Source organism: Pseudomonas sp. E1MeOHC2 (assembly GCF_058745025.1).
The window spans coordinates 5579523-5598596 of record NZ_CP196675.1; the positions used below are offsets into that span (position 1 = coordinate 5579523).

Here is a 19074-nt window from a genome sequence, read left to right on the forward strand (position 1 = left end):
CCTTAGAATTCGCCGGACGCTTACAGTTATGGGTCATTACAACCCCAACCGCAACGCCTCCCCTACCCCCGCCCCACGCGCATCGTCCGCCGCACTGACCAACGCAAAGTTGTACGCCCCATGCGACCAGTACCGCGCCTCCAGTTGGCCATCCACCCGCTGCCCATCCGGCATGCGTTCATAACGCTCACCGGGCGAGCGCAAAAACAGGCTGATACGTTCCCCCTTGCCATCCTGAAACACCAAGAGCGCCGCCGGCCCTTGCTCGTTGCTGAGCAACCGCGCGCCCACCGGCCTGAAGCCATACCCCGCCAGGTCCGGCAACTGTCCCACCCGGTTGAAGTGACGCCCCAGCCAATCACGCAATTGGGTCGGGTCGCTGGCCTGGATGTCCAAAGCCTCACTACCGGCAAACAACCGATGAGCCTGGACGGCGTCGGCCATGGGCAGGTCCACGCTGGCCAACAGGGCCTCGCGTGCCTGCCAACCGCCCACACCGCCAACGCCAAGTGCCAGCACTAAAACCGCCGCCGACGCCCAGCGCCGTTGACGGCGCTGGCGCAGCCGCTGCTTTAATTGGCCCAGATCCAGGTGCATGGCGCCCGGCTGCTCACCCAGGCCGGCCAATGCCGCGCGCAGCCGCCGAGCATCGCTGCGCCAGCCCTCGACCCTTGCCGCTTCCTGCGGGTTGGCCGCCAGCCAGGCCTTGACCTCAGCCCGGCGAGCAGGCGCTAGACGCTCATCGATATAGGCATGCAGCTCGTCTTCACTGGGGATCAGGCGCGTCATTTCAGTCTCCGCAAGGCCGGGGGTTGGGGGTTGCCCTCGGTCAGTTCGCGCAAGGCACTGCGGGCGCGCGACAGGCGCGACATCACAGTACCAATGGGGATGCCCAAGGCCTGGGCGGCCTCCTTGTAGCTCAAACCTTCGATGCTCACCAGCAGCAGCAAGGCACGCTGCTCCGCCGACAGCCGGGCGAAGGCACGCAGGTCGGCCTGGGCCAGGACGATATCCTCAATGTTGCCGCCAACCGGCTCGCTTTCCACCTCGGCACGGCCGAACCAGGAGAGCCAACGGGCATGCAGGCGGTCGCGGCGCTTGCCGTCAAGAAACAACCGGTAAAGGATGGTGAACAACCAGGCGCGCAGCGCCTCAGCCTCACGTTGCTGGCCATGACGGCTCAAAGCCCGCTCGACAGTGGCTTGCACCAGGTCGTCGGCGCTGCCCGGTTCACGCGTCAACCACAAGGCAAAGCGGCGCAGACGCGCTAGCAGCTCGCGCCACTGGTGTTCGTCCAGATCGTGCATGGCAATGTCCCGGCCTCTGGGGTTGTCAGTGTATGAGGCAGACGCCCGGCAACAAAATCTATTCCCGCCGAGGGAATAAGTTTTCCCCTGCGCCGTCGTACCGGCACCTTCACAGAACTGGACGCTGACCATGAACTCACCTTTGCACGGCCCCGCCAAGGCGCTGCGCCTGGCGGCCATCGGCGCTGTCATGCTGGCCGCAGGCGCAGGTTTTGCCTATGCCGCAGGCTGGATCGGCGCACCTGCCCTGACGCCAAAGCGCATCATCGACACCTTCGAGGCCCAAGCAGGGCACTACCCGGGCTACCGCAAAAACCACGCCAAAGGCCTGTGCGTCAGCGGCTACTTCCAGGCCAGCGGGCAGGCCGCCAGCCTGTCCACGGCGCGGGTTTTCAGCCAGGCACGGGTGCCCGTGATCGGCCGTTTCGCCATCGGTGGCGCCAACCCGTTCGCACCCGACACGGCAATCCCGGTGCGCAGCCTGGCGCTTCAGCTAACCACCGACGACGGGCAGGTCTGGCGTACCGGCATGAACAACCCGCCGGTGCTGGCGGTAAGTACCCCCCAAGCGTTCTACGAACAAGTCCTGGCCAGCACACCGGACCCAGCCACCGGCAAGCCGGACCCGGCCAGGCAGCAGGCCTTCTTTGCCGCCCACCCCGAAAGTGCGGCGTTCCGCCAGTGGGCTGCGAGCTACAAGCCAAGCAACAGCTTCGCCAGCACCCAGTACCACAGCATCAATGCCTTTCGCCTGATCGACGCCGCCGGGGCGGCCCAGCCGGTACGCTGGCAACTGGAGCCGCAAAGCCCTTTTACCGCGCTGCCTGGGCAAGTGGACGACAAACAGTTCTTGCAGCATGACCTGCAACAGCGCCTTGCCCAAGGGCCGCTGCGCTGGACCCTGCGCCTGGTCCTGGCCGAGCCTGGCGATGCCGTGGACAACCCGGCCAGCCCCTGGCCTGCGCAACGGCCCAGCGTGGATGCCGGCACCCTCGTGCTCGAACAGGTCGACGCGCCTGAGCAAGGCGCTTGCCGCGACCTTAACTTCGACCCGCTGATCCTGCCCCACGGCATCGAAGCGTCCGCCGACCCGATTCTTGCCGCACGGTCGGCCGCGTATTCGGAATCGTTCAACCGTCGCAGCCGTGAATCGCTCGGCACTGGAGCCCGCCCATGAAACCCGAAGCCTTCCACCCCCTCGCCCGCTTATTGCACTGGCTGATGGCCGTGTTGATCCTTGCCATGCTGTTCATCGGTGTGAGCATGGTCAGTGACTTATCACTGCGCCACCCCGTGCTGATCAGCCTGCACAAGGCAACGGGCCTGGCTTTGCTGGTGCTGGTGGTTGTGCGTATCGGCCTGCGCCTGGCCCTGCCCCACCCACCCTTGCCACGCGACCTGCCACCGCTGCAACGGTTCGCCGCCGGGGCCTCGCATGCGCTGCTCTATGGTCTGATGCTGGCCATGCCACTGTTGGGCTGGGCCATGCTGTCGGCTGGCGGCTATCCACGGCCCCTGCAGCTACCTGCCATCACCCCGCATGACCTGCAGCTGTATGCCGTGCTACGCCAAGCCCACGGCTGGGCAGGCTACCTGCTTTTCGCGACGATTGTGCTGCACCTGGGCGCAGCGCTGATGCATGCCCTGGTGCGCCGCGACGGCGTCTTGCGTAGCATGTGGCCTGGCCCCCTGCGTCGCAGCAACTGAGTCATGGCAGCCCAGGGAGTTCGACATTCAATAATTATTCTTATTAAGATCAGCGTACTTATCGCTGAACCTCTCTGGACTGCCCTATGAACGTCGCAAAGGATTCTGCCACTCTCGTTCCTGCAAGCACCCTGGACTTACGCCCACTGCTGCTGGCCAACATGGCCTGCACCATGTCGATGATGGCCTTCGTCGCGCTGATCGGCCCGATCGCCCGACAACTCGGCATGGCCACCTGGCAGGCCGGCGCCGCCGTGACCGTGGCGGGCGTGGTCTGGGTGCTGCTGGCTCGCCCGTGGGGCCGCGCGGCCGACCGGTTAGGACGCCGGCGCGTGCTGCTGCTCGGCAGCGCAGGTTTCACCCTCGCCTACTGGCTGTTGTGCCTGTTCGTCGAAGGCGCGCTGCGCTGGCTGCCAGGCGCAACCCTGGCCTTCATCGGCCTGATGCTCGCGCGCGGTTGCATCGGGGCCTTCTACGCCGCTATCCCGGTGGCCTGCAACGCACTGATCGCCGACCATGTCGAACCACAGCGCCGGGCGCGGGCCATGGCCTCGCTGGGGGCGGCGAATGCGGTCGGCCTGGTGCTTGGGCCGGCACTGGCTGCACTGCTGGCACGGCATAGCCTGAGCCTGCCGTTCCACATCATGTCGCTGCTGCCAGTGTGCGCGTTCTTCGTGCTGCTGTTCACACTTAAGCCGCAGGCACTGGCCCGCAGCCATGCGCCCAGCCCGGTGCGACTGAACGACCCACGGCTGCGCCGGCCTTTGCTGGTGGCCTTCAGTGCCATGCTCAGTGTGACGGTGTCACAGATTATCGTCGGCTTCTTCGCCCTTGACCGCCTGCATCTGGGCCCGACCGAAGCCGCCCAGGCCGCCGGTATCGCCCTGACCACGGTGGGTGTGGCACTGATGCTGGCGCAGGTCCTGCTGCGCCAACTGGAGTGGCCGCCGTTGAAGATGATCCGGGTAGGCGCCAGTGTTTCGGCAGTGGGCTTTGCCTGCGGCGCGCTGGCGACCACGGCGCCCTGGCTGTGGGGCTGTTTTTTCGTCGCCGCCGCCGGCATGGGCTTTGTCTTCCCGGCCTTTTCGGCGCTGGCGGCCAATGCCATGCACGCCTCGGAACAAGGCGCCACAGCCGGCTCGATCGGCGCCGCTCAGGGCATGGGCGCGGTGATCGGGCCACTGGCCGGCACCCTGGTGTATGCCCTTGATCCGCGCTTGCCGTTCCTGGCAGTGGCGGCGCTGTTGCTGCTGGTAGGGCTATGGCCAATGCCACGCGAGCCACGCGCCTGATAAGCACAGCGCGCAAGCCTCAAGAGTGTGTTTTAATGCCTCGCTCATTATTTTTGACACCTCTAATTACAAGGCGGCTATGGACACGGGGACGCGACTCAAACTGGTGCGTGAACGCAACAACCTCTCCCAACGGGAACTGGCCCGCCGCAGCGGGCTGACCAACTCGACGATCTCGCAGATCGAACAGAACCGCGTCAGCCCTTCGGTCAGCTCCCTGAAAAAACTGCTCGAAGGGATCCCGATGAGCCTGGCGGAGTTCTTCAGCTTCGACGAGCCGGTGCGGGAAGAGCGCTTCGTGTTCCGCGCCAGCGAGCAGCCAGACCTGGGCCGTAACGGCCTGCGCATGCTGCTGGTCGGCGCCAGTGTCGAGGCCCGGCAAATGCGCATGCTGCGTGAGCTGTACGCACCGGGTGCCGACTCGGGCGAGCCTATCGTGCATGCAGAGGGCGAAGAGTGCGGCCTGGTCACCCGGGGCACTGTCGAGCTGTGGGTCGATGGCCAGGTCAGCGTGCTCAACTCGGGCGATGGCTACTACATCCCCACCACCCTGCCACACAGTTTCAAGAACATCGGCCAGGATGAGGCTGAGATCATCAGCGCCAATACCCCGGCGAACTTCTGATTGTGAATCGGAGCGGTGCAGTGAGCACCCGAGAAGCCTATCAGCGCTTGCGCGACGCGGCCCTCGGTGTTCAGCCCCTGCAAATCAGGGCCCAGCACGGTGAGGGCCTGGTCGATGTGGTGATCGAAGGCTGGCAGATGACCCTGGCCCTGGACGCCGAAGGCCTTGCCCATTGCGTCCACTGCCAGGCGCCCAACGGCGACCAGGCCGGGCTTGATGACTGGCACCGCTACGGCACCAACCCGGCCGACCTGCTCAGCCTGTGGGAACGCACTCAGCTGGAAACACGCCTGGCGGGCTGACGCAGCGCGTCCTCGACAAAGTCCAGGCGGTCTTGCCCGAAGAACATCTGCTCACCGACGAAGCAGGTCGGTGCACCAAACACCCCGCGTGCCACCGCGTCCTCTGTCGCTTGCTTGAGCGCAGCCTTCACCTGCGCATCACCTGCCAGTGCACTGAACGCAGCCAAGTCGAAGCCGGCCTGCTCCAATGTCTGCTGCAACACTGCCGCGTCACCAAGATTACGCCGCTCCCCCCACAGCCCGTTGAACAGTGCCGTCAACAGCGCCTCGAAGCGCTCCGGGTGTTGTAATTGCGTGCCCATGACACCCCGCATCAGCATCAACGTATTGAGCGGGAACCCCGGCGGTAGCCCGAACGGTACGCCGTAGCGCTCGGCAAAGCGTGCCAGGTCGGTGAACAGGTAGCGGCCCTTGGCCGGGATCATTGCCGGCGAGGCATTGCCGGTGGCCTGAAACACCCCGCCCAGGAGCATAGGCCGGTAGAGCAGCGTTGCGCCTTGGCGAGCACACAGGCCAGGCAGTTGGGTCCACGCCAGGTAACTGGCCGGGCTGCCCAGGTCAAAGAAGAATTCGACAGTCTTGCTCATAGGTACGGTCCTTGATCGATGAGAGGGTTTACCAGCGTTCCATCCAGGGGCGCAGGTCCAGCTCGAATGTCCAGGCGTCGCGCGGCTGGGCGTGAAGGAACCAGTAGTTATCGGCGATGTGGGCCGGGCCGAGGATGCCATCCTGGTCCTTGAGGGCGTAGCGCTCGGGGAAGCTGTCGCGAATGAACGCGGTATCGATGGCCCCATCCACCACCACGTGGGCCACATGGATATTACGCGGCCCCAGCTCCCGCGCCATGCTCTGGGCCAAGGCCCGCAAGCCGTGCTTGGCGCCGGCAAATGCGGCAAAGCCGGCGGCGCCCCGGGTGCCTGCGGTAGCGCCTGTGAACAGAATCGTGCCGCGCTCACGCAGCACCATGCGCCGAGCCACTGCCTGCGCAGTCAAGAACCCGGCAAAACAGGCCATTTCCCAGATCTTGAAGTACTTGCGCGGGGTTTCATCCAGAATACTGCACGGCACATTAGCGCCAATATTGAAGACAAACGCCTCGATCGGGCCAATATCACGCTCAATGGTCTCGACCAGCGCCGCCACCTCTTCTTCGTTGCGCGCATCGGAGCCAAAACCATGGGCCTGGCCACCCGCTACACGGATTTCCTCCAGCAACGGTTGCAGTTTGTCTGCCTGTCGGCGGGTAACACAGGCGACGTAGCCCTCCCGGGCAAATCGCTTGGCGATCTCGCCACCGGTGGCATCCCCTGCGCCGATCACCAGCACTACTTTTTGTTGTCGAGTCATATGCGCCTCTTGGGTGAATGATCGTTTAGTAAACGAACGCTATGTTATGATCGCCCCTATCGTCAAGCCAGCGCGCAGAGGTTCATGAATGCGCTATACCCCCGAACACAAACAACAAACCCGCGAGAAGCTGTTGGCCACCAGCGGTGCGCTGGCCAAACGCGGCGGTTTCACCAGCACCGGCGTAGCCGGGCTGATGAAAGCCATCGGCTTGACCGGCGGCGCTTTTTACAATCACTTCCCGTCCAAGGACGATCTGTTCACCGAAGTGGTTCGCCAAGAACTGTGCAACAGCCCGCTGGCACGCCTGGCCAGCCAAGGTGCCAGCCGCGAGCGCCTTGGCCGTTGCCTGCAGCAGTACCTGAGCCTGGCCCACCTGCACAATGCCGAAGGTGGCTGCCCATTGCCGCCGCTGGGGGTAGAAATCGCACGTGCCGAACAACCGGTGCGCGAGGTGGCCGAGCATTGGCTGGTCGAGTTGCACAAGGCCTGGGGGGCAACCCTTGAGGATGAGGAACTGGCCTGGGTGTTGATCAGCCAATGCGTCGGCGCCTTGCTGGTCGGGCGCATGCTGGCCAGCGAGGCGGTGCAGTCGCAGGTACTGGATGCCAGCCGCAACTTCGTCGAAAAGGCCTTGAATGAAAGCCCTTAGCCTGTTGTTTGGGCTGCTCCTGAGCCTGCCGGTAGTTGCTGAACAGGCCTGCCCGCCGGGGCAGTACCAGGTCTGCCTGATGGGGTGTTTCTGCGCCCCGGTCGACCCTGGGCAGGCGGGGCAGATTCTAAAGGACGTGGAAACCATGGCGTCGACCAGCCTGGCCTACGCATTGCGTCAAGCCCGCGACGAGGCCAGCACCAGCGGCAGTGAACCGATCCCACTGCACATCCGCGCCCAGCTCGAACCCTGGTATGACTTCGCCGTGCTCGATGCCGCACGCTTCAGGGTGGGCAACGAGCAGCAGATGAGCGCGGCCAATGCCATGCTGCAGAACCCCGATGTAAACGCCGTGACACTGATCGACACGATCATCTTCCGCCATGCCAGCGATGCCGAAGACAACGTGGCCCTGTGGGCGCACGAGCTCAAGCATGTGCAGCAGTACCAGGCACTGGGGGTCGAGGAATTCGCCCGGCGCTACACACGTGATTTCAATGACCTTGAAGGGCCGGCCTACAAGATCGAGGCCGACGTTGCCAAGGCGCTGCGAGCGCGGAGTTCAGGCCAGGCCAGGTGAACTTCCCCGGCTAAATCAATGGAGGTGGCGTTTCAGGACGCCGCCGAGGCCTTCTCGCCCACCTCCTCGCGGCTGGCGTAACGCTGTGCCAGCACCGCGCAGACCATCAGCTGGATCTGATGGAACAGCATCAGCGGCAGGATCATCGCGCCAATACCACTGCCCACGAACAGCACCTGGGCCATTGGCACCCCAGTGGCCAGGCTTTTCTTCGAGCCGGCGAACAGAATGGTAATGCGGTCTTCCAGGTCAAAGCCAAGCAGCTTGCCGAGCAGACGGGTGCCATACAGCACCACCGCCAGCAAGATCCCGCAGACAACAAACAGCCCTGCCAGGTGTTGTGGCGATACCGTGTGCCACAGGCCAGTCACCACCGCCTCACTGAACGCGGTGTAGACCACCAGCAGGATCGATCCCTGGTCCACGACCTTGAGCCAGCGCGCGTTGCGCTTGACCCATGCGCCAATCCAGCGGCGGGCGATCTGCCCGGCAACGAAGGGCACCAGCAGCTGCAGGGTGATCTTCAGCACTGCATCCAGGCCAGAGCCAGTGTCACCGCTGGCGCCCAGCAACATCATCACCAGCAATGGCGTGAGGAAGATACCCAGCAGGCTGGAGGCCGCAGCACTGCAAATGGCGGCTGGCACGTTGCCGCGGGCCAGGGAGGTGAACGCAATGGCCGACTGCACCGTGGCCGGCAACGCGCACAGATACAGCACGCCCAGGTACAGCTCGGTGCCCACCAGCGGCACAAACAGCGGCTTGAACGCCAACCCCAGCAACGGGAACAGTACAAACGTGCAGGAGAACACTAACGCGTGCAGGCGCCAGTGCCCGGCCCCGGCGATGATCGCTTCGCGCGACAACTTGGCACCGTGCAGGAAGAACAGCAGGCCGATGGCAAGATTGGTCAGCCAGCCGAAATACACCGCACCGTCACCCGAGCAGGGCAGCACAGTGGCGATGAGCACCACCCCGAGCAAGGCCAGGGTGAAATTGTCGAATAGCATGCGCAAATATTTCATCACAGGTTCCGTCTTGTCATTGTGCAAGGGCAGACGATAAGGTCTGCGGCTTTTCTTCGCTAACGCCGGAACCCCCACCGGTGTCGCTGAACGGACACTTTCCAACAAAGGACCTGCCCATGCCCCGCCTCCGCTTGGCTTCGCTCGCTGCGGCCATCACACTTGCCCTGGGCCACACAGCCGCACAGGCCGACGACACGCTGCAAGCCCGCGTCGATCAAATCATTGGCCCGCTGATGCACGAGCAAGGCATTGCCGGCATGGCCGTGGCCGTGTATGCCCATGGCCAGGCCCACTATTTCAACTATGGCGTGGCCAGCAAGGCCGAAGGCACGCCTGTGACCCGCGACACGCTGTTCGAGGTCGGCTCGCTGAGCAAGACCTACACGGCCACCCTCGCCGCCCTGGCCAGCGCCGAAGGCAAGCTGGACCTGAACGCCCCCGCAAAGCGCTACCTGCCTGCGCTGGCCGGGGCGCCATTGGGGGACGCCAGCGTGCTGGAGTTGGGTGCCTACAGCGCCGACTGCCTGCCGTTGCAGTTCCCGGATGAAGTACAGACGCCGCAACAGGTCGTGGATTTCTTCCGCAACTGGCAGCCTCGCGCCCAGCGTGGCACCCAGCGTTGCTATTCCAACCCGAGCCTGGGCCTGTTCGGCGACTTGGCTGCACGCGCGCAGCAACGTCCCTTTGCTGCCCTGATGAACCAGGGCCTGCTGGCGCAAATGGGCCTGAAACATACCTACTTGCATGTCCCAGCCAGTGCCCAAGGGCTCTATGCCCAGGGCTACGATGCAGAGGACCGGCCTGTACGCGTAAGCGCTGGGCCCTACGCCGATGAGGCCTATGGCATCAAGACCAGCGCCAGCGACCTGCTGCGCTATGTGCGTCTGCACATGCAGCCAGAGGGCCTGCCCCCTGCTCTGACCCAAGCCATCGACATTACCCAAATGGGCTACTTCCAGGTCGGCGCCATGACCCAGGGCCTAGGTTGGGAGCGTTACCCGTATCCGGTCGAGCTGAACACCCTGGTCGATGGCAACAGCCCACGCCTGATCCGTGAGCCCCAGGCAACCACTCGCCTGGTCCCTGCCCGCCCGGCCCTGCGCGAGGCCTGGTACAACAAGACCGGCGCAACCAATGGTTTTGGCGCGTATGCCGCTTTTATTCCTGCCGAAAAAATGGCCGTCGTGTTGCTGGCCAACCGTAATTATCCGAACGAAGACCGCGTGCGTGCGGCCTACCGGATTCTTGATGGCCTGTGAAGGCATGGGCAGATTCTGCACGGCGTGCACGCTGGATTGTCGAACAAAATGACAAAAATGTAGTGCCTAAAAATATTCACTACAAAACTGTTGACGCCGTTCATCGCCCTTGGGCATGATGAAGCCGTCTCCCTGATCGGGAGCGGTGGCAAGGGTGTTCCAGACGGCCTGCGCGGTAACGCAGGCCGTCCGTGGAGAGGGAACTGTCCAAAAGGCAGCGTGTGAAAGCCCCTGTTGCGATGCTGCTGTAGCAGCCTTGGTAGTGCGCTACACCGTGGTAGCGCCAACTGTGAAAATCACCTACGAATGGGTAATGGGGGCTTTATGATGAACTTGAACAACAATCCCACAATCGACCAATTGGCCCAGCTGTTCGCCGTGCGCAAGGACAGCCTCGACGACCATCTGCTGTGGGTTAGCCAAACCGGTGAAGTGCGTCTCGACCGCCTGCCACCAAACTCCATCGAAGCTGAATTCGAAGAGCACCTGCCGAGCATGCGTGCCCGCTTCAAGGTCTACCGCCGTGGCCAAGGCTACGTCGGCAAGAAGGCCGCCGCCGACACCGAGTTCGTTGGCCGCGTGCTGCAGACCCTGCAACAAGAATGGCCAGCCGCCCGTGAGCGGCAGGCAGTCAAGGTGATCGAACCGCTCAACTGAGTGGCCTCACCTAACATTGAGCCCGGCCCGCAAAGGCCGGGCTTTTTCATGCCCGCCGACGGGGCCGCGACATGGCCGGCAATGGCAAGGCGCCAGTGGCCAGTGCCCGGGCCCGCTCGACGCCCCAGACCAACGCACGGGTCATGGTCTCGCCAGGGCGCGTCGGGTAGTACTCTTCCAGCAATGCCCGGCCATTGCCTGCGTACACGCCGAGAAACAACTGGGTGGCGCCGAGGCGCGACAGACGCACCTGCACGTCGAGCGTGGTGCCGTCACTGAGTGCTTCATCGTGGCTGCGGCTGTGCAGTTGAGCGTCGGCCCACTGCCAATAGGTCCCTTCCCTGACTCGCATGAGCATTCAATCTCCCTTTGCTGAAATGCCGCGCCAGAAAACCACATCCGCAGCCGTCCGGCGAGCGCAACCCAGCGATGCCATGAGCAGCGTCAACGAATAGCAACAAAAACCCCGCCGTTCGGCGGGGTTGCTGGAGCGGGATCACTTCTTCAGCGGAACCCGCGGCATGAAGCGGCCCTTCTTGGTGCGCTGCAAATGTGCAGGCTGAAGCTGTTCCGAATCATCCAGCGTCATGTTGGCGAAGCCCAGACGGAATGCCGACTGGCCGCAACGCACTTGGCTGTTGATCGGGAATGCGTCGTTCAGGTCTTCGAAAAAGGATTCGCTCATGCCCTGTCTCCCTCCAGTGGCGGTCGCGCCGGCAAGCAGATGGGGGTTGCCTAGGTGAACGCGCCCGGTAAAAGTGAGACTAGCTGGTCATTTGCGGACCGAGCGGACAAAAGACCCGGAACTGACCAGTGGCACATGGCCTTACTTCAATTTGACCGCCGTGCCCGTGGCGAACACCACGACCATGCCACCCTGTACCGAGGGCATGCTGATTTCAAAGTCCACACCGACCACGGCATCGGCGTGCAACTGCCGTGCCCGTGCCTTCAACTCCTCGGTGGCCTGTTCGCGGGCCTCGCGCAGCGCGCTCTCCAGGCTCTGTGAACGGCCCCCGAAGAAGTCACGAAAACGCGCGAAGAAATCGCGCACAAAGTTGATGCCCTGCACCGATTCAGAGCTGACGACGCCCAGGTAGTCAGCAATAGGACGGCCTTCGAGCTGGCTGGTGGTGGAGATGATCATGGAAGTGCTCCGTTGGCCTGGCGAAAAGCACCGATTCTAACAGAGCACAGGGAACCCCGCGTCAGTATACGCTGGCCGTGCGCAACCGCTGTCCGAGCTTAGCGCCAAACACATTTACCAACAGCCCGACCATCACCAGCAACGCCCCCCAGCCCTGCAACTCGGTCAGGCGCTCGCCGAGCAACCAGGCCGAGGAACTTAGCCCAATCACCGGTACCAGCAGCGAGAATGGCGCGACCTTGCCCGCCGGGTGGCGCGACAGCAGCGTGCTCCACAGGCTGTAGCCGAGCATGGTGGCGACGAACGCCAGGTACGCCAAGGCCAGTACCGAACTCCAGCCGATGTTGGCCAGGGCGTGCCCGATGCGCTCAGGCCCTTCCAGCCACCACGACAAGGCCAGGAACGGCAACGGTGGAATCAGCCCGCCCCAGATCACCAGCGCCACCAGGTCGACCGAGCCGAAACGACGCGTGATGATGTTGCCCACGCCCCACATCGCACCCGCGCACAGGGTCAGCACCAGCGCCAGCATCGGCACATGGCCGCCGTCCTCACTGCCGATCAGCGCCAACCCGCTGGCGGCCACCAGCAACCCCAGCACGCTGGCAACGCGCAGTCGTTCGCCCAGGAACAGCGCGGCGAAACCCAGGGTGAAAAATGCCTGGGATTGCAGGATCAACGACGCCAGCCCTGGCGGCATGCCGCTGTACATCGCCTGAAAAAGAAAGGCGAACTGCCCCAGGGAGATCGTCGCGCCATAGGCGATCAGCCAGCGCCACGGCAGCTTCGGGCGTTTAACCAGCAACACCGCCGGGAAGGCCACCAACAAGAAACGCAACGCCCCCAGCAGCATCGGTGGCAGGCCATCGAGGCCGACCTTGATGACCACAAAGTTGACTCCCCACGCAACGATCACCACCAGGGCGATCAGCAGGTCCTTGAGCGGCATTGCGACATCCTTCTTCAGGCTTTTCGACATATTTCGTTACAGCATAAGGCTATTCCTTTTCGACGGACCAGCACAGTTACGGCTCAGGGTTGCGCAACAGTGCCACTGTTCCAGTCTCCCTACGGGTGACAGGCGGGCTTCAATCCCGGTAATCCGGCGCCACCCGTTCCAGCATCCGCAACAACGCCGCCCACGCCAGCGCCACGGCATCCGGGTCCGACAGTTCGCCCTGTTTCAAGCCCTTCATTGGCGCGTTGAACTGCCGCTCGGTACGCTCACACACAGCGGCCGGCGGCAGTATCAACGGCCCGGCACTCTGCGCCGCCAGTTGGACCTCGCAGGCCTTCTCCAAGTAGTACATGCGCAGGAATGCTTCGGCGACGGAACGCCCGGTCGTCAGCAGCCCATGATTGCGCAGGATCATCACCGGCCTGTCACCCAGGTCGGCCACCAAACGCTGCTGCTCATCCAGGTCCAGGGCAATGCCTTCGTAATCGTGATAGGCAACCTTGCCATGAAACTCCATGGACATCTGGTTGACCGGCAACAGGCCACACGCCAGCGCGGCCACCGCACACCCGGCCCGGGTGTGGGTGTGCAGCACGCAATGGGCGTCTTCGCGGGCCGCATGGATAGCGCTGTGAATGACGAACCCGGCCGGGTTGACCGGGTGCGGCGTTGCCTCTACTGGCTGCCCATGCAGGTCGATCTTCACCAGGCTGGAGGCTGTGATCTCGTCGAACAGCAAACCGTAGGGGTTGATCAGAAAATGGTGGTCCGGCCCAGGCACACGCAGGGATATGTGCGTGAAGATCAGGTCGCTCATGCGAAAGTGCGCGACCAGGCGGTAGCAGGCGGCCAGTTCCTGACGCAAAGTCTGTTCGGTAAGGGTCATTGATCGTTCGTCCCGTTAGAAAGACAGCATTGAACGTAGGCTATTTGGTGGCCCAGGCATTGAAGCGCTGCTCCAGCTCTTCGCCATGGTCAACCCAGAATTCCACGTTCATCGCCAGCGCCCCCTGCAGGTTTTGCGGCGAGGTGGGCACCCAACTGGCCAGCGACGGGGCGAGCTTGGCCGCTGCCTGGGTATTGGTCGGCCCATAGGGAATCTGCTCGACGTAACGCACCTGGGTATCAGGCTGGTTGGCATAAGCGATCAGCCGTTTGGCCTGGTCGACGTGCCGCGAGCCCTTGATGATCGCCCAATAGTCCATGCCATACAGGCTGCCCGGCCAGACCAGCGCCAGTGGGCTGCCCTGCTGGGCCGCCACGGCGATACGCCCGCTGTAGGTGGACGTCATTACCACATCGCCAGCCGTCAACCACTGGGCCGGCTGGGCGCCCGCGTCCCACCACTGGATAAAAGGCTTGAGTTCGCTGAGTTTGGCAAACGCCCGATCGACCCCTGCGGGCGTTGACAGCACCTGGTAGACGTCCTCCACCTTGACCCCGTCGGCCAGCAAGGCGAACTCCAGGTTGTACACCGCACGTTTGCGCAGGCCGCGCTTGCCCGGGTACTTGCTGACGTCCCAGAAGTCGGCCCACGAAGCCGGTGCCTGGGCCAGCTTGTTGCGGTCATAGGCGATAGCAACGCTCCACACCAGCGCGGCAGAACCACAGTCCTGGGCGGCATCCGGGATCAGTTCGGTGGCATGGCCCAGGCGTTGCCAGTCCAGATGCTCGTAGATGCCCTCATCGCAACCGCGCATCAGGTCGGGCCCCTCGATCTGCACCACGTCCCAATCGACGTTACCGGTATCGGCCATCACCTGGATACGGGCCATTTCGCCGTTGTACTCGCTCTGGATCAACCTGCTGCCGTCCTGGGCGCTGAAAGGCTTGAAGATCGCCTCATCCTGGGCTTTCTGACCGGCGCCGCCATAGCCGACCACGACCATCTGCGGGGCGGCTTGCGCACTGCCTAACCCGAGCGCCAGAAGCGCTGCGCAAAGGCTGGTTCTGCGAGGGAATGCATGCATCGAGGTTTCCTCCTGCCGGTGCCCGTCGGGCCCGATTTCTTGTTGTTGTGAGGTCACGCCCTCGTCAGCGAGGGTGAGGAAAACCTAGCCCTGCAAAAGTAAAAAAACAAGTTGATTTTTTACTATGGGTACACTTTCATAACCAAAACAAGAACAACACCACACCGGAGCCGCCTGTATGCAAACCGCCTTCCCCCACCTGTTCGAAGCCTTGCAGATTCGCGGCAAACGCCTGAAGAACCGCATCATGTCCACGGGCCACGATACCTGCCTGCCCACCGACAACCTGGTCAATGACAAGCTCATTGCCTACCAGCGTGCCCGGGCCGCTGGCGGGGTCGGTCTGATCGTGCTGCAGGTGGCCGGTGTACACGACAGCGCCCGCTACACCTCCCACGTGCTGATGGCCACCGACGATGCCTGCATCGAAGGCTACCGGCGCCTGGCGCAAGCCTGCCATGAGCACGGCACGGTGGTCTTGTCGCAACTGTTCCACCCTGGGCGGGAGATCATGGAGTCTGCCGATGGCTTGCTGGCGGTGGCCTATTCGGCGTCGGCGGTGCCCAATGAACGCTTCCGGGTGATGCCACGTGCGCTGGACCAGCCGATGATCGATGAAATCATCCAGGGCTATGCCAGCGCGGCCCGGCGCCTGCACCAGGCGGGGCTCGATGGCGTCGAAGTGGTGGCCAGCCACGGCTACCTGCCCGCGCAATTTCTCAACCCGCGGGTCAACCTGCGTACCGATGGCTACAACGGCGCACTGGAACAGCGCCTGAGGTTTGTGCGTGAAGTGCTGGCAGCAGTACGCGCAGCCACCGACGAGCAGTTCATCGTCGGCCTGCGCATCAGCGCCGACGAGCGTGACAGCGAAGGGCTGAGTGAAGATGAGTCGCTGGCCGCCGCCGAAGCGCTGCAAGGCCAGCTCGACTACCTGCACATCGTCGCCGGCACCTCGGCCTCTCTGGGCGGCGCAGTGCATATCGTCCCTCCCATGGCCATCGAGCCTGCGTACCTGGCGCGGGAGGCTGGCACGTTCAAGCAGCGGCTGAACATTCCGCTGTTCGTCACCGGGCGCATCAACCAGCCCCAGGAGGCAGAGCTGATCCTTGCACGCGGCCAGGCCGACGTGTGTGGCATGACCCGTGCGCTGATCTGCGACCCCCTGATGCCGACCAAGACCGAGCATGGCCAGGTCGAAGACGTGCGCGCCTGCATTGCCTGCAACCAGGCGTGTATCGGCCATTTCCATCGGGGGCTGGCGATTTCCTGCATACAGCGGCCAGAAACCGGCCGCGAATTGCAGTACGGCCAGATGACGCCAGCCACCACCCGCAAACGCATCCTGGTCGCAGGCGGCGGCCCAGCGGGCATGAAGGCGGCCTCCATCGCAGCCGCGCGCGGCCACCAGGTCACCCTTTATGAAGCTGGCCCACAACTGGGTGGCCAGGTGCTGCTGGCGCAACTGCTGCCCCGGCGCAGCGAATTCGGCGGCGCCAGCACCAACCTGCAGCGGGAAATGGCCCTGGCAGGCGTGGAGGTGGTGCGCAACACGCGGGTCGATCGCGCACTGGTCGAGCGCGAGCGCCCCGACCTGGTGATTGCCGCCACCGGTGCCACGCCCTACTGGCCGGCCTTCGAGCGTGCCGGTGACCTGCATGTGGTGGATGCCTGGCAAGTGCTGCGCAACGAGGTAAAACCCGGTCGCTCGGTACTGGTCATCGACTGGCGCTGCGACTGGATAGGCCCCGGCATCGCCGAGCGCCTGACGCGCGAGGGGCATCAGGTGCAATTGGCGGTCAACGGCACCCACTGTGGCGAAAACCTGCCGCTGTACGTGCGCGATCAACTGGCCGGCGAGCTGCATCGCCTGGGCATTCCCATTACCCCTTATGCCCGCCTCTATGGCTGCGACGACAACACCGTGTACCTGCAGCACACGGCCAGTGGCGAACCGATGATCTTCGAAGGCATCGACACCCTGGTGCTGTGCCTGGGCCACCAGCCCAACGACACGCTGGCGGCGGAACTGGACGGCCTGGTGCAAGTGCGACGCATCGGCGATTGCCTGGCACCGCGTACTGCGGAAGAGGCGATTCACGATGGCCTGACGGTTGCCTGGGCGCTCTGAGGCTGTACATACTGCCGCTTTCCCGACGGACCGACGCGCATGAGCCAACCCCTCCAGCCCCCTTCCGCCACCGACGACGGTGGCGCCGCGCCGCAGTTCCTGGGTACCCGCATCCGCGGCCTGCGCAAGCGCCGCGGCATGACCTTGGCGGAGTTGGCCGCACAGAGCGAACTGACTGCCGGCTACATCAGCCAGCTGGAGCGCAACCTGTCCTACCCGTCGATCCCGGCACTGTTCAACATCGCCCGCAGCCTGGGGGTCACCATTCAGTGGTTCTTTGCCAGTGAGGCCACGACCGCACCCGAGGACCAGGGTTACGTGGTGCGCCGTAACAGCCGCCTCAGCGTGCACTATGAAGACGGCATCGTCGACCAACTGCTCACGCCCCAGCCCAACCGCCAGCTGGAGATGCTTCACTCGCGCTTTCCACCGGGCACTTACAGCCAGCAAAGCTACAGCCATGACGGTGAAGAGGCAGGCTACCTGCTCAGCGGCAGTTTCGAGCTGTGGGTTGGCGAACGGTACTTTCAGCTGGGCGAAGGCGACAGCTTCAGCTTCTCCAGCCAGGAGCCACATCGCTATGGCAACCCGGGTGAGGTAGATGCGGTGGTGATCTGGGTGATTACCCCGCCGACCTTCTGAAGCTGATTGTCCGCAATACCTTGTCTGGTTAGAAAACGGGCACTTCGTCGCCCGTGGCATCGGTGTGCGCAAACACGGGCTACCTTGATTACCCGGACCTTCCAGGAGCACAACGATGAAAAACATCCTGATCATTGGCGCGGGTTTTGCCGGCCTTTGGAGTGCGCTGAGCGCCGTACGCCAGCTGGAGCTGAACGGTCGCAACAATGCGATCGAGGTGACACTGCTTGCGCCCCAGGCCGAACTGCATGTGCGCCCGCGCTTCTACGAACCGGACGTGCACACCATGGCCGCGCCGCTACAGGCGCTGTTCGATGCGGTGAGCGTGCGCTTCGTGCAAGGCACGGCCTTTCACATCGACGAAACCACCAGGCGCGTGCGCTATCGCACGCAAAGTGGTACCGAGTGCGAGCTCGGCTATGACAGGCTGATCATGGCCTGCGGCAGTGTGCTCAACCGGCCGGACATGGTTGGTATCGAGCATGTTTTCGATGTCGACAAGATCGACAGCGCTGCGCGCCTGGAGGCGCACCTGAAGTCCCTCGCCAGCCTGCCGGACACGCCTGCCCGTAACACCGTGGTGGTAGCCGGCGGTGGCTTCACCGGCATCGAAACCGCCACCGAATTGCCAGCGCGTTTGCGCAGTATCCTCGGTGAGCAGGCAGCCCTGCGCGTGGTGGTCATCGACCGTGGTGCCCGGATCGGTGCGGCCCTGGGAGAGGGCATTCGCCCCGCAATCGAGCAGGCATCCGAGGCCTTGGGGGTGGAATGGATCTGCGGCGCGACGGTGGCCTCGGTGGACCCCGACGGCGTACTGCTGGATAACGGCCAGCGCATCGATGCCAGCACTGTGATCTGGACCGTGGGCTTCAAGGCTAACCCATTGACCGAGCAGATCAGCGGCGAACGTGACCGCCAAGGTCGGCTGCATGTGGACGGCAACCTCAAGGTCAAGGGTAACGACGCGGTCTACGCGGCAGGCGACGTTGCTTATGCCGCCTGCGACGAGGTGGGCAACCATGCGGTGATGTCCTGCCAGCATGCGATTCCGTTGGGCCGCTACGCCGGCAACAATGCGGTTGCCGAGTTGATCGGCGTGGCGCCGATGACCTACAGCCAGCCCAAGTACGTGACCTGCCTCGACCTGGGCGCCTGGGGCGCGGTGTACACCGAAGGGTGGGAGCGCAAGGTGTCGCCACCGGAGGACAAGGCCGAGGCCAAGGTGCTCAAATCGCAGATCAACACGGTGTGGATCTATCCGCCTGCCGCGAACGATCGCTCGGCGGCGCTGGCGGCGGCTGACCCGACAATACCCGTAGCCTGATACGGCCAAATACGCAGAGGCCAGTGCTCAATTGTGGGCTTGCCCCGCGAATGATGCGACGCGGTGCATGGCACCGGCTGCGCCGGTGTTCGCGGGGCAAGCCCGCTCCCACAGAAGAACATTGAACGAGACAAGCCCCGCTTACC

At 63.8% G+C, this 19074-nt stretch carries 23 protein-coding genes; 12 read left to right on the plus strand and 11 right to left on the minus strand.

All coding sequences use genetic code 11. The annotated features are described in order from the left end of the window. Positions 1-36 precede the first annotated feature (36 nt). A complete protein-coding gene (locus ACSSU5_RS25365) occupies positions 37-789 on the minus strand; it encodes an anti-sigma factor family protein (protein WP_264313088.1) in 753 nt (250 codons plus the stop codon). After that, on the minus strand, positions 786-1307 hold the full coding sequence (locus ACSSU5_RS25370) for a sigma-70 family RNA polymerase sigma factor (RefSeq protein ID WP_492560176.1): 522 nt from the start codon (positions 1305-1307) through the stop codon (positions 786-788). The genes ACSSU5_RS25365 and ACSSU5_RS25370 overlap by 4 nt, the downstream gene beginning before the upstream one ends. Before the next feature lie 124 nt (positions 1308-1431). Here ACSSU5_RS25370 and ACSSU5_RS25375 point away from each other — a divergent pair, with 124 nt between their 5' ends. From ACSSU5_RS25375 to ACSSU5_RS25395, 5 genes are all read left to right on the plus strand, one after another. Continuing rightward, the gene (locus tag ACSSU5_RS25375; protein WP_492561367.1) at positions 1432-2484 is read left to right on the plus strand and encodes a catalase family peroxidase; all 1053 of its coding nucleotides are present in this window, start codon (positions 1432-1434) and stop codon (positions 2482-2484) included. Then, the gene (locus ACSSU5_RS25380; RefSeq protein WP_264313086.1) at positions 2481-3014 is read left to right on the plus strand and encodes a cytochrome b; all 534 of its coding nucleotides are present in this window, start codon (positions 2481-2483) and stop codon (positions 3012-3014) included. Before ACSSU5_RS25375 ends, ACSSU5_RS25380 begins: the two co-directional genes overlap by 4 nt. Positions 3015-3100: 86 nt before the next feature. Next, positions 3101-4306: an MFS transporter gene (locus tag ACSSU5_RS25385; RefSeq protein WP_264313085.1), complete on the plus strand. Its 1206-nt coding sequence runs from the start codon at positions 3101-3103 to the stop codon at positions 4304-4306. A gap of 79 nt (positions 4307-4385) precedes the next feature. Then, positions 4386-4931, plus strand: a complete 546-nt coding sequence (locus tag ACSSU5_RS25390) for a cupin domain-containing protein (RefSeq protein ID WP_027594799.1) — start codon at positions 4386-4388, stop codon at positions 4929-4931. Positions 4932-4933: 2 nt separating this feature from the next. Then, entirely contained in the window at positions 4934-5233 is a 300-nt protein-coding gene (locus tag ACSSU5_RS25395) for a DUF7693 family protein (RefSeq protein ID WP_264313084.1), read from the plus strand. Here ACSSU5_RS25395 and ACSSU5_RS25400 read toward each other — a convergent pair. After that, a complete protein-coding gene (locus ACSSU5_RS25400) occupies positions 5206-5820 on the minus strand; it encodes a 2-hydroxychromene-2-carboxylate isomerase (RefSeq protein ID WP_492560177.1) in 615 nt (204 codons plus the stop codon). The two genes, ACSSU5_RS25395 and ACSSU5_RS25400, sit on opposite strands and share 28 nt — an antisense overlap. Before the next feature lie 28 nt (positions 5821-5848). After that, positions 5849-6580: an SDR family oxidoreductase gene (locus tag ACSSU5_RS25405; RefSeq protein WP_492560178.1), complete on the minus strand. Its 732-nt coding sequence runs from the start codon at positions 6578-6580 to the stop codon at positions 5849-5851. Between the two features lie 88 nt (positions 6581-6668). On the opposite strand from ACSSU5_RS25405, the gene ACSSU5_RS25410 reads away from it, so the two are divergent. Next, complete coding sequence (locus ACSSU5_RS25410) at positions 6669-7232, plus strand: TetR/AcrR family transcriptional regulator (RefSeq protein ID WP_264313081.1); 564 nt, start codon at positions 6669-6671, stop codon at positions 7230-7232. Further along, the gene (locus ACSSU5_RS25415; RefSeq protein ID WP_264313080.1) at positions 7219-7812 is read left to right on the plus strand and encodes an eCIS core domain-containing protein; all 594 of its coding nucleotides are present in this window, start codon (positions 7219-7221) and stop codon (positions 7810-7812) included. Before ACSSU5_RS25410 ends, ACSSU5_RS25415 begins: the two co-directional genes overlap by 14 nt. Before the next feature lie 32 nt (positions 7813-7844). Here ACSSU5_RS25415 and ACSSU5_RS25420 read toward each other — a convergent pair whose 3' ends face one another. Beyond that, the gene (locus tag ACSSU5_RS25420; protein ID WP_264313079.1) at positions 7845-8837 is read right to left on the minus strand and encodes a bile acid:sodium symporter family protein; all 993 of its coding nucleotides are present in this window, start codon (positions 8835-8837) and stop codon (positions 7845-7847) included. A gap of 119 nt (positions 8838-8956) precedes the next feature. Between ACSSU5_RS25420 and ampC the strand changes: the two genes are divergently transcribed. Both ampC and ACSSU5_RS25430 read left to right on the plus strand, forming a co-directional pair. Further along, positions 8957-10099: a class C beta-lactamase gene (gene ampC, locus ACSSU5_RS25425; protein WP_492560179.1), complete on the plus strand. Its 1143-nt coding sequence runs from the start codon at positions 8957-8959 to the stop codon at positions 10097-10099. A gap of 324 nt (positions 10100-10423) precedes the next feature. Continuing rightward, entirely contained in the window at positions 10424-10756 is a 333-nt protein-coding gene (locus ACSSU5_RS25430; RefSeq protein ID WP_264313077.1) for a hypothetical protein, read from the plus strand. 46 nt (positions 10757-10802) lie between these two features. On the opposite strand, the gene ACSSU5_RS25435 is transcribed toward ACSSU5_RS25430, so the two are convergent. The 6 genes from ACSSU5_RS25435 to ACSSU5_RS25460 all read right to left on the minus strand — a co-directional run bounded on the left by ACSSU5_RS25435 (position 10803) and on the right by ACSSU5_RS25460 (position 14831). Next, complete coding sequence (locus tag ACSSU5_RS25435) at positions 10803-11114, minus strand: hypothetical protein (RefSeq protein WP_264313076.1); 312 nt, start codon at positions 11112-11114, stop codon at positions 10803-10805. Positions 11115-11252: 138 nt separating this feature from the next. Beyond that, positions 11253-11441 (minus strand): hypothetical protein, encoded by a 189-nt coding sequence (locus tag ACSSU5_RS25440; protein WP_027594789.1) that lies wholly within the window; start codon positions 11439-11441, stop codon positions 11253-11255. 141 nt (positions 11442-11582) lie between these two features. Next, a complete protein-coding gene (locus tag ACSSU5_RS25445; RefSeq protein WP_264313075.1) occupies positions 11583-11903 on the minus strand; it encodes a YbjQ family protein in 321 nt (106 codons plus the stop codon). 61 nt (positions 11904-11964) lie between these two features. Beyond that, positions 11965-12852 carry an EamA family transporter gene (locus ACSSU5_RS25450; protein WP_492560180.1) on the minus strand — a complete coding sequence of 296 codons (888 nt, stop codon included), beginning with the start codon at positions 12850-12852 and terminating at the stop codon, positions 11965-11967. A gap of 139 nt (positions 12853-12991) precedes the next feature. Beyond that, positions 12992-13747 carry a class II aldolase/adducin family protein gene (locus ACSSU5_RS25455; protein ID WP_492560181.1) on the minus strand — a complete coding sequence of 252 codons (756 nt, stop codon included), beginning with the start codon at positions 13745-13747 and terminating at the stop codon, positions 12992-12994. Positions 13748-13787: 40 nt separating this feature from the next. After that, positions 13788-14831: an ABC transporter substrate-binding protein gene (locus tag ACSSU5_RS25460; RefSeq protein WP_492560182.1), complete on the minus strand. Its 1044-nt coding sequence runs from the start codon at positions 14829-14831 to the stop codon at positions 13788-13790. Positions 14832-15009: 178 nt separating this feature from the next. On the opposite strand from ACSSU5_RS25460, the gene ACSSU5_RS25465 reads away from it, so the two are divergent. The 3 genes from ACSSU5_RS25465 (at position 15010) to ACSSU5_RS25475 (ending at position 18928) form a co-directional block, all read left to right on the plus strand. Continuing rightward, positions 15010-16962 (plus strand): oxidoreductase, encoded by a 1953-nt coding sequence (locus tag ACSSU5_RS25465; protein WP_492560183.1) that lies wholly within the window; start codon positions 15010-15012, stop codon positions 16960-16962. Between the two features lie 39 nt (positions 16963-17001). After that, positions 17002-17604 carry a helix-turn-helix domain-containing protein gene (locus ACSSU5_RS25470; protein ID WP_492560184.1) on the plus strand — a complete coding sequence of 201 codons (603 nt, stop codon included), beginning with the start codon at positions 17002-17004 and terminating at the stop codon, positions 17602-17604. 115 nt (positions 17605-17719) lie between these two features. Then, entirely contained in the window at positions 17720-18928 is a 1209-nt protein-coding gene (locus ACSSU5_RS25475) for an NAD(P)/FAD-dependent oxidoreductase (protein WP_264313069.1), read from the plus strand. Positions 18929-19074: the final 146 nt, after the last annotated feature.

Bases quoted from the DNA above. Each gene is read 5' to 3' on its own strand.
- ACSSU5_RS25440 (WP_027594789.1), bottom strand. From the start codon at position 11,441: ATGAGCGAATCCTTTTTCGAAGACCTGAACGACGCATTCCCGATCAAC.
- ACSSU5_RS25430 (WP_264313077.1), top strand. From the start codon at position 10,424: ATGATGAACTTGAACAACAATCCCACAATCGACCAATTGGCCCAGCTG.
- ACSSU5_RS25380 (WP_264313086.1), top strand. From the start codon at position 2,481: ATGAAACCCGAAGCCTTCCACCCCCTCGCCCGCTTATTGCACTGGCTG.
- ACSSU5_RS25465 (WP_492560183.1), top strand. From the start codon at position 15,010: ATGCAAACCGCCTTCCCCCACCTGTTCGAAGCCTTGCAGATTCGCGGC.
- ACSSU5_RS25450 (WP_492560180.1), bottom strand. From the start codon at position 12,852: ATGCCGCTCAAGGACCTGCTGATCGCCCTGGTGGTGATCGTTGCGTGG.
- ACSSU5_RS25370 (WP_492560176.1), bottom strand. From the start codon at position 1,307: ATGCACGATCTGGACGAACACCAGTGGCGCGAGCTGCTAGCGCGTCTG.
- ACSSU5_RS25470 (WP_492560184.1), top strand. From the start codon at position 17,002: ATGAGCCAACCCCTCCAGCCCCCTTCCGCCACCGACGACGGTGGCGCC.
- ACSSU5_RS25405 (WP_492560178.1), bottom strand. From the start codon at position 6,580: ATGACTCGACAACAAAAAGTAGTGCTGGTGATCGGCGCAGGGGATGCC.
- ACSSU5_RS25435 (WP_264313076.1), bottom strand. From the start codon at position 11,114: ATGCTCATGCGAGTCAGGGAAGGGACCTATTGGCAGTGGGCCGACGCT.
- ACSSU5_RS25460 (WP_492560182.1), bottom strand. From the start codon at position 14,831: ATGCATGCATTCCCTCGCAGAACCAGCCTTTGCGCAGCGCTTCTGGCG.
- ACSSU5_RS25445 (WP_264313075.1), bottom strand. From the start codon at position 11,903: ATGATCATCTCCACCACCAGCCAGCTCGAAGGCCGTCCTATTGCTGAC.
- ACSSU5_RS25365 (WP_264313088.1), bottom strand. From the start codon at position 789: ATGACGCGCCTGATCCCCAGTGAAGACGAGCTGCATGCCTATATCGAT.
- ampC (WP_492560179.1), top strand. From the start codon at position 8,957: ATGCCCCGCCTCCGCTTGGCTTCGCTCGCTGCGGCCATCACACTTGCC.
- ACSSU5_RS25390 (WP_027594799.1), top strand. From the start codon at position 4,386: ATGGACACGGGGACGCGACTCAAACTGGTGCGTGAACGCAACAACCTC.
- ACSSU5_RS25400 (WP_492560177.1), bottom strand. From the start codon at position 5,820: ATGAGCAAGACTGTCGAATTCTTCTTTGACCTGGGCAGCCCGGCCAGT.
- ACSSU5_RS25475 (WP_264313069.1), top strand. From the start codon at position 17,720: ATGAAAAACATCCTGATCATTGGCGCGGGTTTTGCCGGCCTTTGGAGT.
- ACSSU5_RS25385 (WP_264313085.1), top strand. From the start codon at position 3,101: ATGAACGTCGCAAAGGATTCTGCCACTCTCGTTCCTGCAAGCACCCTG.
- ACSSU5_RS25455 (WP_492560181.1), bottom strand. From the start codon at position 13,747: ATGACCCTTACCGAACAGACTTTGCGTCAGGAACTGGCCGCCTGCTAC.
- ACSSU5_RS25410 (WP_264313081.1), top strand. From the start codon at position 6,669: ATGCGCTATACCCCCGAACACAAACAACAAACCCGCGAGAAGCTGTTG.
- ACSSU5_RS25420 (WP_264313079.1), bottom strand. From the start codon at position 8,837: ATGAAATATTTGCGCATGCTATTCGACAATTTCACCCTGGCCTTGCTC.
- ACSSU5_RS25415 (WP_264313080.1), top strand. From the start codon at position 7,219: ATGAAAGCCCTTAGCCTGTTGTTTGGGCTGCTCCTGAGCCTGCCGGTA.